Source organism: Psychrobacillus sp. (genome assembly GCF_056205495.1).
In genome coordinates, this window is sequence record NZ_JBAEAP010000507.1 from 1 (window position 1) to 12,945 (window position 12,945).

General features: G+C 37.2%; 10 protein-coding genes and 1 pseudogene. 4 read left to right on the forward strand and 7 right to left on the reverse strand.

Features of this window, described 5'->3' with window-relative positions:
- Positions 1–222 (forward strand): annotated as a pseudogene (locus AC06OU_RS14460) (hypothetical protein); the annotation flags it as partial.
- 45 nt (positions 223–267) lie between these two features.
- On the opposite strand, the gene AC06OU_RS14465 reads toward AC06OU_RS14460, so the two are convergent.
- Positions 268–1,497: a sugar ABC transporter substrate-binding protein gene (locus AC06OU_RS14465; RefSeq protein WP_475856712.1), complete on the reverse strand. Its 1,230-nt coding sequence runs from the start codon at positions 1,495–1,497 to the stop codon at positions 268–270.
- Between the two features lie 316 nt (positions 1,498–1,813).
- On the opposite strand from AC06OU_RS14465, the gene AC06OU_RS14470 reads away from it, so the two are divergent.
- Positions 1,814–2,731, forward strand: coding sequence for a DMT family transporter (locus tag AC06OU_RS14470; protein WP_475856713.1), 918 nt, complete (start codon positions 1,814–1,816; stop codon positions 2,729–2,731).
- A gap of 25 nt (positions 2,732–2,756) precedes the next feature.
- Here AC06OU_RS14470 and AC06OU_RS14475 read toward each other — a convergent pair whose 3' ends face one another.
- Positions 2,757–2,987 carry a hypothetical protein gene (locus AC06OU_RS14475; RefSeq protein ID WP_475856715.1) on the reverse strand — a complete coding sequence of 77 codons (231 nt, stop codon included), beginning with the start codon at positions 2,985–2,987 and terminating at the stop codon, positions 2,757–2,759.
- A 10-nt stretch (positions 2,988–2,997) separates the two neighbouring features.
- Positions 2,998–4,257 (reverse strand): cytochrome P450, encoded by a 1,260-nt coding sequence (locus tag AC06OU_RS14480; protein WP_475856717.1) that lies wholly within the window; start codon positions 4,255–4,257, stop codon positions 2,998–3,000.
- Between the two features lie 357 nt (positions 4,258–4,614).
- On the opposite strand from AC06OU_RS14480, the gene AC06OU_RS14485 reads away from it, so the two are divergent.
- The gene (locus AC06OU_RS14485) at positions 4,615–5,244 is read left to right on the forward strand and encodes an alpha/beta hydrolase (RefSeq protein ID WP_475856719.1); all 630 of its coding nucleotides are present in this window, start codon (positions 4,615–4,617) and stop codon (positions 5,242–5,244) included.
- Positions 5,245–5,366: 122 nt separating this feature from the next.
- Here the strand turns inward: AC06OU_RS14485 and nagB are convergent, their stop codons facing one another.
- Positions 5,367–6,074: a glucosamine-6-phosphate deaminase gene (gene nagB, locus AC06OU_RS14490; protein ID WP_475856726.1), complete on the reverse strand. Its 708-nt coding sequence runs from the start codon at positions 6,072–6,074 to the stop codon at positions 5,367–5,369.
- A 1-nt stretch (position 6,075) separates the two neighbouring features.
- Positions 6,076–7,248, reverse strand: a complete 1,173-nt coding sequence (gene nagA / locus AC06OU_RS14495; protein WP_475856721.1) for an N-acetylglucosamine-6-phosphate deacetylase — start codon at positions 7,246–7,248, stop codon at positions 6,076–6,078.
- 232 nt (positions 7,249–7,480) lie between these two features.
- Between nagA and AC06OU_RS14500 the strand changes: the two genes are divergently transcribed.
- Entirely contained in the window at positions 7,481–8,185 is a 705-nt protein-coding gene (locus AC06OU_RS14500) for a hypothetical protein (RefSeq protein ID WP_475856723.1), read from the forward strand.
- A gap of 83 nt (positions 8,186–8,268) precedes the next feature.
- On the opposite strand, the gene AC06OU_RS14505 is transcribed toward AC06OU_RS14500, so the two are convergent.
- Together AC06OU_RS14505 and AC06OU_RS14510 are read right to left on the reverse strand one after the other, a co-directional pair.
- Positions 8,269–9,903, reverse strand: coding sequence for a thiamine pyrophosphate-binding protein (locus tag AC06OU_RS14505; RefSeq protein ID WP_475856724.1), 1,635 nt, complete (start codon positions 9,901–9,903; stop codon positions 8,269–8,271).
- Between the two features lie 14 nt (positions 9,904–9,917).
- Positions 9,918–12,659 (reverse strand): bifunctional diguanylate cyclase/phosphodiesterase, encoded by a 2,742-nt coding sequence (locus tag AC06OU_RS14510; RefSeq protein ID WP_475856728.1) that lies wholly within the window; start codon positions 12,657–12,659, stop codon positions 9,918–9,920.
- Between the last annotated feature and the right edge of the window lie 286 nt (positions 12,660–12,945).

The window sequence follows — 12,945 nt, forward strand, 5'->3', positions numbered from 1 at the left end:
TCTCCCTTAGAGCTTTTTGGCATCTTAGCAAGTACATTTGCTATGTACTTTTTTCTAACATTTTTACCTGGAGCCATACCACTTTTCTCTGGAAGCCTTCTAGCCTACGCAATAACCGTGTTAAGTTTTAGAGCCTTTAGAAGAATTGAGCAAAAACAAAAAGTACAACAAGAAAAACCATTAGTTAATAAAGACATGTTGGTTGAGGACCTGAAATCTTAAAAAAGAGAGCGGGATCTATTCTTTAGATCACGCTCTCTTTTCTTGTTACTTTAGCTTTCCTTCAATAGCTTTGGCTGCTGCATCTGCCGCTTCTTTAGGAGTTTTCTTACCTTCTAGCATGGTTTGAAGTTCTGCTTGTATTAATGGCATAATATTACGCCCTTCTGGTTGAATGACTCCAGACTGTGTAAACTCCGTGTAAGAAGCTAATTGGGCAAGATATTTTTGATCGTCATAAATATCTTTTGCTGACTCTCTAGTAGGAATGAATTGAGTTTCTCTATTAAATTTCCGTTGGTTTTCAGCATTCGTAATTACTTTAATAAACTCTGCAGCTGCATCTTTGTTATCTGAATTTACCGGAACAACAAACATGCCAGTGGTACCATAGGTAGCTTGTTTTTTATTCTTTAATGGCGGAGCAATTACAAACTCAAAGGTCTCTTTTTCTAGCATTCTACTTACTGATTTTCCTGCTCCTTGAATAGATAACAGTTTTCCGCTATCCCATAAGGCATCATGGTCTAAGGCAGTAATCGAATCCTGCGGAATCCAACCATTACTATATAATTTGTTAATAAATTCAAATGCCTCTACGCTATTTTCGTTATTAATCATTACTTTATTGTCTTCGGTTAGTATTTCACCGCCAGCCTGCCATAAATAAGGATAGAGAGTACCATTCATCGAGCCCCCGCCTTGGAAGCTAGAAGCATAGTAACCTTTTTCTTTAGCTTTAGCTGCCCATTCCTCAAACTCTTCCCACGTAGTTGGAAGCTTGGAAGGGTCTTCCCCAATTGCTTTCACAACTTCAACGTTGTACATAAAGGTTTCGACTGATTGTAATATAGGCACACCATACATTTTTCCCTTCCACTTAGTTGGAACCAGTGAGCTTTCCACAAAATCGTCCATATCGTTGTTTTCCATATAAGGGCTAAGGTCAACTAGCATCCCTGCTTCAGCATATTGAGGCATTTGGTCAGGGATGGCATAAAATACATCTGGACCATTATTTGCTGCAAGTGCAGTCAATATCTTTTGATCGCGATTAGCCCAAGGAATTTGTTGGAAGTTAACCTTCACACCAGAAGCATCTTCATAAGAAGCGATTAACTCCTTCCACATTTCCCCTTCCTTTTCCTGATTGTCCGTGTACGGATGAGCCCATACAGTTATTTCCCCTTTACTTTGAGAATCCGTTGTTCCAGTCTCGTCACTACAACCAACCATCAGTAACCCACTTACCAGCAATAAAAATAATAACTTTTTCATTGACCTACCCCTTCGATTTGTATTCTAGCTGCTCTTCTCTTTTCGATTCTGCTTCTAGTTCACCCCTTTCAAATTACCCCAATATAATAAATCATTTTTTTCCAAGTATGTAAAAATATAAAACTTTTTATTTCTTAATAGTATATGACCGATATGAAAGAGACAATGTCCTAATATAGTCTCTAAATTTCTACACGACGGCTAAATTTTCTTTTCATTTCGTGTCTTCATGTTGTTTAAATTTCATATATGTTGTAAGATTCATTAGTTATATTAAAATAAAGAATCTTACTATATAAGGCTCGGTGAATGATAGATGAATACAAAAGCTTTTTTACTCGCAATTATGACTGTAGCTATCTGGGGATCTTCTTTTGCAGCTATTAGTGCTAGCTTAAATGGAGGCTTTCCTCCGGGTCACTTATCTTTATATAGATTTTTGATAGCCTCACTTATTTTTGCAGTTGTTGCATTCTGGCCAGGAAGTAAATTTAAACTTCCTGAGAAAAGTGACCTATGGAAAATATTAATTTTAGGGTGGATTGGTATTAGCCTCTACCATGTTTGCGTGACATTTGGACAAATGACCATTTCTGCCGGGACTGCAGGTATGCTTATCGGTTCTGCACCAATTGTTACCACTGTGATGGCTGTTGTTATATTAAATGAACGATTAGGAAAAGTAGGATGGATAGGATTAGGGTTTGGCTTTGTTGGAATAATACTTATTGCTTTAGGGACGGGGGATTCATCCTTTGATATCTCTCCAGGAGTATTCCTAGTTCTAATTGCAGCTTTTGCCACGTCTATCTTTTTCGTATATCAAAAGCCTTTATTTAAGAAATATAGCGCTATTGAGCTTACTGCTTACTTTACTTGGGCTGGTACTGTACCATTTCTCTTATTTTCACCTGGACTATTCGATACTCTTCAAAACGCAACTGTAGAAGCAAATCTATCTGCGATTTACATCGGCATATTTCCTACAGCCTTAGCCTACCTCACTTGGGCAATAGCGTTATCTAAGAGCGATGCCAGCTCTATTTCCAATACATTATACGCAGAGCCAGTTGTTGCTATAATTATTACTTGGATTTGGCTTCATGAGCTTCCTTCTCCACTTTCTATTGTTGGTGGGACCGTTGCAATAAGCAGCTTGTTACTCGTTAACTTGTATGGAAAGAAACAGCGACTGACCTTAAAGCAAGAAAATACAGCCAAAAATCACATTTGAAAAAAGGTACCCAGAAGACTATGCTTCATTTGGGTACCTTTTTACTTTTATCTATGCGATGGTATTCAGACAGTTGGGTTACACGGACATTCTTCGTATTCAATTCATGGTAGATGCCTCTGCTATCCCAAAAGGAAATAAACTGATCCCTTTCATTTCGGATTAGACTCTCCGCTTCCTCCGATGATTCTAAGTGAATAAACCTTCTTATATAGTGGTTTTCATCAAAGAAGTAAGTAATTTTAAATTCTTTCATCGTTAGTCTCCTATTGTTGCTTTCTTTTTACATTGGCCATTATAACCTTACTATGCGGAAGACTTGGGATACTTACCATGCTATAGCTTAAATCCTGATTTGGAAGGTCGTAAGCTAGCTTATTTGCAAGATATTGAAGGCTCACCTTCATTATTTCAATAGTTACCCACTCTCCTGCACAGCGGTGGCCCATATTGAAATCTCCACCGCCTTGAGGTATAAAGCTAAATGGGCTTTCGTCCCACTGCGCAAAACGCTCAGGATTGAAAATTTCTGGATTGTCCCAGAGATGAGGATCATGGTTGGTTCCATACAAGTCTAATAATGTTAAGGTTCCTTCTTCAAATTGAAAACCGTTCCAGGTAAAGTCCTTTTTCACTCTAGCGATTGTCGCAGGAAAAAAAGGATAAAACCGTCTTACCTCCTGTACAAACATTTGAAGGAATTCGTCCTCTTTTAAAAGTTTCGGTTTATTTTCAGGATATTGATGAACGGCCAATCCGGTGAAGGTAATATAAACGGAGATTGCTACGATCGGTCTAATAATATTTAACACTTCTACAGCAACTATTTCTTTATCTAACAGTTTGCCATCTATGTCCTTATGAAAGGAAAAACTGTTGAGAGCAGTTCCCTCTGGTGGCTGTAGTTGGCTATTTCTTACTTGTTCCACCAGCTCTCCTATCCAATCCTCTAATTCTTTTCTAGCGTGTCTTCCCATCCAATGTTCAGGTCCTAGCGCAGAAGCAGACTCAAATAATTTAGTCAGCTGCTCTGTACGTTTGTTTACTTCGTCATCATTTAAAGGGACACCTGCCCATTCACACGCCAGCTTGCATAATAATTCTCTGGATTCATCATATAGAACGACTTGGTCTTTCTGTTCCCACTCTTTACTTTTGATATCCCAATATTTTTGAGTAAGATGTTTTAAACGCTCTAGATGATTTGGCGTCATGATAGACATGAACATCCCTTTTCTATTTCTATGCTCTTCCTCGTCCATTCCTTGAACTCCACCTACTCCAAACAATGTCTTTTGAAGTCTTTTTGGTGCTGCTCCTGTTCTTATGAACTTATCGTTATCATAGAAAAGCTTAGCTGCCTCTTCGCCACCCATACAGATTGCCTTCTGCCCCAGCAGTCTTGTTTCAAAGATATTAGATGCAAAGCTTTTACGTCTATTCGCTAAAAACATATATCCCTCACGTAACAATGTGAGACTATGATCTAGACCCTCTTCCTTTGGCATCTGCCTTGAATTAGTCATTTAACCATCTCCTTATTTGCTTCTATTGTTTGTTTACTTTTCCCTTTTTAACCTGGTTAAAACAAGAAAAGCATAATCGCCTATCTCTGCCCCGACAGGCAAATGGGAAAAGCGAGGAGGCAGCTCCCCAGCCACCGGAGCTTTTATCCATTTGACCCCGAGGGGCAAGGCGATGAAGCTAGACACCAAGAAAAGCGCAATCGCCTATCTCTGCCCCGACAGGCAAATGGGAAAAAGCGAGGAGGCAGCTCCTCAGCCACCGGTATACAACTAGAAAAGTCGTTGCACTTATCTTTTATCATTAAATAAAGCATATGATAGAATGTATTTACTACAAGAAGGAAGGAAGTAGCTAATATGAAGTCCCCTTTTACATATAAATATATAGCACCGACCACTAAAGGAAATGACCAGCCATCTCTTTTCTTATTTCATGGCATGGGCAGTAACGAAGAGGATTTGCTCCAACTAGTAAGCGAATTAGAAGGTAGCCACCATATATTTAGTTTGCGTGGGCCAATTGTATTTAACCCTGGATATGCATTTTTCACGATAGAGGAAGAAGGAATACCAGAAAGACAGGTATTTGATAAGGTAGTTACTTATCTACACCAATTTATTGCAGAGGCCATTCAGGAATATAGCTTAGATCAGAGTAATATAAGTTTAGTTGGCTTTAGTCAGGGTGCCGTATTGGCACAAACAATAGCTCTCACTATGGGCGATGTAATAAAAGGAGTAGCTGCCTTAAGCGGTTATTTACCTGATTTTGTGAAAGAGGAATATAGAAAGCACCCTGTCGATCATTTGACTATGTTCATTTCGCATGGTGATTACGATTACATAATTCCATCTCATTGGGGATTAGAAAGTAAAAATTATTTTGAGGAACTTGGAGCTAATGTTACATATAAAACATACGAGGACGGCCATGGAGTTGTTCCAGAAAATCAGCTTGATTTAGTTAATTTCCTAAAACAATTGTAGACTAAGCGTTTTTTTACACATATATCAATTTCAATTGAAGGAAAAAAATGAATTTATTCTTATTTAAAATGTTTGAGGAGATACAATATCTTCCTCAAACATTTTTTTGATAATATATATGTTTAACTTCCATAAATAATTGTTACATGAGGATGCATTTTCAAACAGCTTGCCGGAAAATCCTCGGAGATACCTTGTTCCTTAATGCGATTCAAAGTTTCTATTTTATTTTCACCAAAGGCCAATAACACAATCTGCTTAGCCATCATAATTGTTTCAATACCCATTGTAATTGCTAGCTCTGGGACTGATTTTCCTTCTGGAAAGTATTTAGCATTATCCTGTTTTGTTTTATCTGCAAGCTCGACAACATGTGTTCTTGACTGAAAAGACGTACCTGGCTCATTAAATCCAATGTGTCCATTAACTCCAATCCCTAGTAATTGAAGATCAATTCCACCTTTTTGTTCAATCTGATGCTCATAACGGGCACATTCCTTCTCTAAATTCGTTGCTAAGCCATTTGGAAGATAAACACTTTCTTTTGGAATGTTTACATGTTTAAATAGATGCTCCTGCATATATTTATGGTAGCTTGTAGCCTCCTCCGGCCCGATTCCTACATATTCATCCAAGTTAAACGTACTTGCTTCTTCAAAAGAAATATCACCTTTTATGTAACATTGCACTAATTCTTTATAAAAACCTATCGGAGTTCCTCCTGTTGCTAATCCTAATACACTAGATGGCTTTTCTATTAATTGCTTTTCAAAAATAGTAGCTGCCATTTTACTCATTTCTTCGTAAGTTTTAACTTCCAACCATGTTATATTACCTTTGCTCATTAGAATAACTCAGCCTTCCTTTACAAAAAGTATATTGTACTTCAAAGGAGTTATTTAGCAATACAATGTCGGCATCCTTCCCAACTGCTAAACTCCCTTTTCGATCATCTACCCCTAATCTTTTCGCTGCATTTGTTGAGGTTATTTTCACTAACTCATGAAGTGGTAAATTAGTTAGGTCTTGAATTTTTCGTACACCTTCATTCATTTTTAGTACACTTCCAGCTAGCGTACCAGATTTTAAGGTAGCAGTTCGACCAACAACGTTGACCTCCTGATCCCCAAGTGAATAGTTTCCATCCGGAAGTCCTTTCGCTCGCATAGAATCAGTAATGAGAATGACTCTTTCCGGTCCAATCACCTTAAATACTAATCGAAGCATATCGTCTGATAAATGGATACCATCCGCAATCACTTCACAGATAAGCATTTCATTCATGAATCCTGCTCCAACCATCCCAATTTCTCGATGGTGAACACCTGTCATCGCATTAGTAAAATGCGTTAGATGTGTTAACCCATTCTTTACAGCATTATTAATGTCTTGATAGGACGCCTTCGAATGACCTGCTGAAGAAATAACTCCTTTTTCTTTTAAATACTGAATCATGACAAAATTTTCGTCGAGCTCAGGAGCCAATGTAACCACCTTCAAATTGCTTAGTTGTTCTCCAAACCAATTATTTAAACTAGCAACAGAAGGCTTTTGTATATGCTGAAGCGGCTGGGCCCCCGCCTGCTCTGGATGTATAAATGGCCCCTCCAAATGAAAGCCAAGCATCTCTGCTCCCTGATTTTCTATACCCTCCTTCAGGAATTGAGTGTTTACTTCTATTGATTGTTTAATTCGCTCTGATGAGTGAGTAATAGTTGTTGCTAAAAAAGATGTTGTTCCTTCTTGAGGCAAATATTCGGCAATCTCTTTCGTAGCCTTGAGATCTCCATCCATAAAATCAGCCCCCGCAGCACCATGAATATGGATATCTATAAAACCAGGCATTGCAACATATCCCTTACCATCAATGACTTCTCCAGTAAACTCTTCCATTGTACCTTCAGATATAGATGCTATCTTTCCGTCAACAATTAAAATCTCCCCGTCGATTAATTGGCCATCCTCTAAGCACATTTGAACATTTTGAATTAGATAATCACTCATAGGCACACCTTCCTATAAAATATATTTACTTTTAAATAAATTTAATATTTCTAAATAATCATATAATATAAACGTATAAAATTATACACTTAAACTCTATGAAATAGATTAACGATTCCTACAAAGGGGTATTTCTTATGTTGATTCTTTCAATTTTTTTAAATAATTATTTAAATAATGAAGCACCCCACCCACTTTTATTGTATGATAATAAAAAATAAGGAGGAATATTATGCCATTCTTACACTCTCCAAAATACCATCCGTCTATAGATGAAGTAATCATCCAAACCTTAAAAAGTGAAGGCGTTAAAAATGAAGTAATTGAAGACAAGTTAGTAGAAATGTCTAAAATAGAAGCTATGGATCGGTATTTTAGTTCTAAAGAAGTAGAGGTAACTACCGAATCTATCTCCCTTTTTATATCCCATGCTTTTTACATAGATTTAGACAAAGCATACTTGTTAGACATAGATACTGCTGAAAACCTGAAAGAGCCTACTCCAAAGGCAGCCATTACATGGTACCTGGAAAATCAACAGCAAGATTGGACTGGGGAGCAAATTCGCATTCTCCTAAAAAACCTATTTGGTATAAATACAAACGGACTTGCATTTTTAGAAAACAAGAAAATCTCTTTATATTCTAAGAAGCAATGGATTCTAAAACAGGACCATGATTTGTTTATTGTTTCTACTGGGGTAAAAGATATAGACGTTTACATTTTAGCAACTGATTATTTTAAACAAAAGACTGGATTAGATGGCTTACCAGAGAATTTACACGAAAAGCTAAATGAGCTTGGGTTCAGTTATAATCAAGAAAAAATGTGCTACTATTTCTGCACGGAAGATGGACAATCCGTTGAAGATTCATTTAAGGGCCAGGTCCTAAATAGTTTGATAGAAGTAGCCCGCACGACATATAGTGATTTATAAAATACAAGTGCTTTGAGTATGATAAGGCAAATATAAAAAACTCCTATCTCGCAAACACTGAGATAGGAGTTTTTATATATTAATTATTTTCCAAAGGATGATAGAAATTTAACTCGATCGCCCATTGGAGGGATACTATTATCTACCAATGAAATCTCTAATACAGCTGGGCCATTCATCTGCAGGAGACTGTTTATGACTTCCTCATTCAAGTCTCCCATTTCCTCTATACGAACACTAGGTATGTTCATAGCCGCTGCCATCGCTGCAATGTTAATCGGCTCTTGCGCAAAGGTTGGATGAACCCTTTTGTATTGCAGATTGTGCCCGTGGTAAACCATGCCTAAGCGAGCATTGTTCATCACAACAAATAGCACAGGGATATTGTATTCCTTAGCAGTCAATATTTCCATTCCATGCATAAAGAAACACCCATCACCGGTAATGGCTACTGATGGACGATCTGGCTCAGCAAGCTTAGCGCCTATTGCAGAACCTATACCACTACCCATAGCTCCAAAATGGACATTTATATCAAATGTACTGTATTCAAGGACATCCATGTCATGTATAACGTAAGCCATAAATTCTCCGATATCTATTGTGTATCGGGTAGATGAAGGGAGATACGACTGTAACTGAAGTAACACATTCTTAGTAGTATAATCTTCATGACTTTGGACATTATCTTTTTTATAAAAGGCCATTTCTTTCCTTGTTATTCCAAGAGCTTTGAGCTCTGCTATTAATGCAGAAAGGCTCAATTGAATATCACCCAGGATAGGAATATCAATCGGGTACTTGCGATTAAAGACGGTTTCATCAAAATCCATTTGGACCGTAAAGCGCCCATCAGTCAGGCTACTATTATAGTTATTAGTAGCTGTTTCTCCAAGACTGGAACCGATGATTAATAGAGATTTTCCATCTCCGTCATTTATAAGACTTGTAGCTTGTTCTGTAGCTGCAAATCCAAATACTCCTGCAGACAATGGATGATCTTGACGAACAAAGCCCTTTGCGACAGGTGTTGTCATAATCGGCCACTCGAGCATCTCTGCCAATTCAAATAATAGGTCGACTGAATTTCTAACTCCTTGACCTACAAATATATAACCACTTTTTCTTTCGACTAACTCTTTAGCTGCCTGTTTAATCATGTCGAGATTCGGTATAACTTCTTCCCTTACCAAAATAGTAGGAATCTCTTCGTTACCACACGGACCTTGTTGAACATCAATAGGCATAGCTATATGTACTGGACCAGGAACACCGGAAACTGCTATTTTGGTAGCCTTAATAATTTCCTTTAATAAATCCTTTGAGTCTCTCACTGTTACACTATACTTCGTGACAGAATGATAAATCGGATCCGCATCTAGCTCCTGCGATGCATTCAAGCCTTCTGTACTTACCGGCACAGCTCCCGTTAAAAATAAAATTGGCAAGTGCTCTCTCATTGCATTAGCTGCACCGGTGACTAAATTAGTACCTCCAGGACCGCTACTTCCAATACATACACTCAGCTGATTCGAGTATTTTGCATAGGCTGCAGCCATATATGAGGCAGCACCCTCATGCTTAGTAATTATGGGAGTAATCTCCGGCATATCATATAATTCATCAAAAAATGCATTTACTGAGCCTGCAGGTATTCCAAAAACGTGTTGTACTCCAATCCCCTTTAAATATTCCAACACAGAACGAACAGCTTTCATCCCATTTCCCCCTATTACATTAAATATTTATCTTTCAATGCACCTGCTTTTAAAGGAACACTAAAATAATAACCTTGCATTAAATAGCAGCCCTTTGACAAAAGAAAGTCTAATTGTTCCTTTGTTTCGACACCTTCAGCGATTACATTAAGCTTGAGATTTTCTGCTAATGTAATGATTGTATTAGTAATAGCCGAATTACTATCATCATCTTCTCTAATATCTTGTATGAAAGATTTGTCTATTTTCAAAGCATCAATTGGAAAGTTTTTAAGATAGCCTAGCGAAGAATATCCTGTTCCAAAATCATCTATCGCTATCTTTACACCAATCTCCTTAAGTTGCTCCATCATTTCAACGGTCAAATCTTTATTTTTTATGATTTGATTTTCCGTCAACTCTAAGTGTAAGAATTCCGGAGCTAGGTTTACGTCAGATAAAACTCTCTGCACCATTTCTACTAAATCATTTTCTTCAAATTGTCTGCTGGATAAGTTTACCGAAACACTCATAAAGTCATTTCCTTCTTTATGCCACTCTTTCAACTGCTTACAGGCATTCTCCAGTACCCATTCTCCAATCGGCACAATTAGCCCTGTATCCTCTGCAATTGGTATAAAATCTGCAGGAGAAATCATCCCTTTTGTTGGGTGTATCCATCTTAAAAGAGCTTCCACTCCTATTATATCGTTCGTCCTACTATCAATTTGTGGTTGATAATACACATCCAATTCGTTCCGATCAAGCGCCTTATATAGAGCATTTTCTAGCTTAATGCTTTCTAATGACCTGGTATTCATCTCCTGTTCAAAGAAGTGGTAGCCTGTACCTGATTTTTCCTTGGATTTGTACATGGCAGCATCTGCATTTTTTATCAGCACTTCCACATCCGTACCATCTTTAGGAAACATGCTTATCCCAATGCTTGTCTTAATATAAATTTCATTTCCCATTAATGAAAAAGGTTGCGAGAATATGTCTGAAATCCGCTCTACAGCATCGAGTACATCTTTTTTAGATTGAATATTAGGCAAGACAACCGTAAATTCGTCTCCCCCTTGTCGAGATGCAATCGCATCTGTCGGGATTACTATTTGAAGACGGTTTGCCACTTCTCTAAGTAACAAGTCTCCATAGCTATGTCCTAAACTATCATTTACTAATTTAAAGCGATCTAGATCTAAGTATAAAACTGCTCCTTGTTGTTCCTTATCTTCTAGTATTTTTTTTAACTTATCATTTAACAAGACCCTGTTTGGAAGCTTTGTCAAACTAACGTAATAAGCCAAGTATCTGATCTCTTCCTCCATTTTCTTTCTTTCTGTAATGTCTTTGAACGTTACAACCTGCCCAATAACATTGCCATCTTCTACAATCGAGGAAAGAACATATTCTACAGCTAAATTTGTTTTATCTTTCTTACAAAACATTTGCACAGTTTCTCCAAAGGATGACTGCTCAATCTCTTCGCAAATAACACTAGAAGATAACGTACCGATCAGCTCTCCCTTTTCATAACCTAGCATCTTTTCACTAGCTGGATTACAAAACGTGATTCTTCCGCACAAATCTATACCGAAAATCCCTTCACCTGCAGAGTTTAAGATCAATTCTTTCTCATTACTAAGATGCTGCAGCTCGTGAACAACTCTTTCCAGCTCTGTATTTTTTACACGGATTTCCGAGGTTCTCTCTTCTATAATGGTGTCTTGCTTGTCCATAAAAAGCATATTAGAAAGACTAGCTGCAGTTGCATCTACAATGGACTGCGCTAAAAGAATATCAGACTCGGAATACTTTAAGTCTTCCTCATCTAAATTTACAACAGCAATTACCCCTAACACTTCTCCCATCGTTACTAATGGAAGCATATACATTCCTGTTATCCCAAATGTTCTACATGCATCATGATCAGGTCGCTCATCTGCAAAAACATCCGGTATCATAATCGCTTTTTTAGTTTGAATAACATCCTGAAACACGAGGTCATTTTCATTTACATTTAGTTTTTTATGCGTTTTCATCCATTCTTCTTCAGTCCAATCACTATTTTGACTGAGACTTGCTGGCTTTATATTCTTATCAGCCATAGGATCCAATAAATGAACGCCAATATTATAGTTGCCCAATACTTTCCCTACATAGAAGAAGCATCGATCAATTACTTCCTGCATGGTGGAACACATTGATAGCTCTCGAGTATGGTCTAGAAGCAATTGCTTCTCAGCTATTAGGTTCTCTTTTCTAGTGAGATTGGTGGCATTTTGAATAGCAACTCCAGCCATATTCACATAAGCCTCTACGGTTTGAATCTCATCCTCCGTCAGGTTCATCGGTGTGCCGTAATCGAACAAGAAAACTAGTCCAAAAAGCTCGTTTTCAAAAGAGATAGGAAGAGCTAGTAAAGATTTTATCTGAAAAGCTTTTACATTCCTTGGATCTGGTCTAGTATCCTTAGAGGTATCTGGTATATATATAGTTTTTTGTGTTTCTATTACTTCTTTAGCAAGCAAGTCATATTCTGTCTCAATCAAATGCATATCTAACGTAAAACCATTAATATATTCGGGTTTCCCTACGAACCCCCTAAATTGTCCATCCTGCTGCGGCAAATAAATTCCGACAGAATCACATTGAACAATTTCCTCAGATATAGCCTTGACGACTTGCTCCAATACCTCTCTAAGATTTAGCTTTGTATTGATCAGCTTAGTTATATGGGCTAGACGAGAATATCTCGTTTGCTCTCTCACAATAAAGTACCTCCATTTTTAATAATCTATAAATCTTTCATATAGATTAATTAATATCTATATTAACACCTTTTTTTGTAAATAAATCTAGTATTTTCGATATGTTTATATAATAAACAAAAAATAATCATTTTTATATCTTTTTTATCAAAGTGATAAATTTACCTATTAATACTTTCCCTTTTTTCATTAAATTTAAACTAAAAAACTAGAACTTAATGCCTACATTATTAAAATATTTTTATATCCCTTTTTTTCTTCCAAGGAAATTGCGAAAAAAAGTACATAA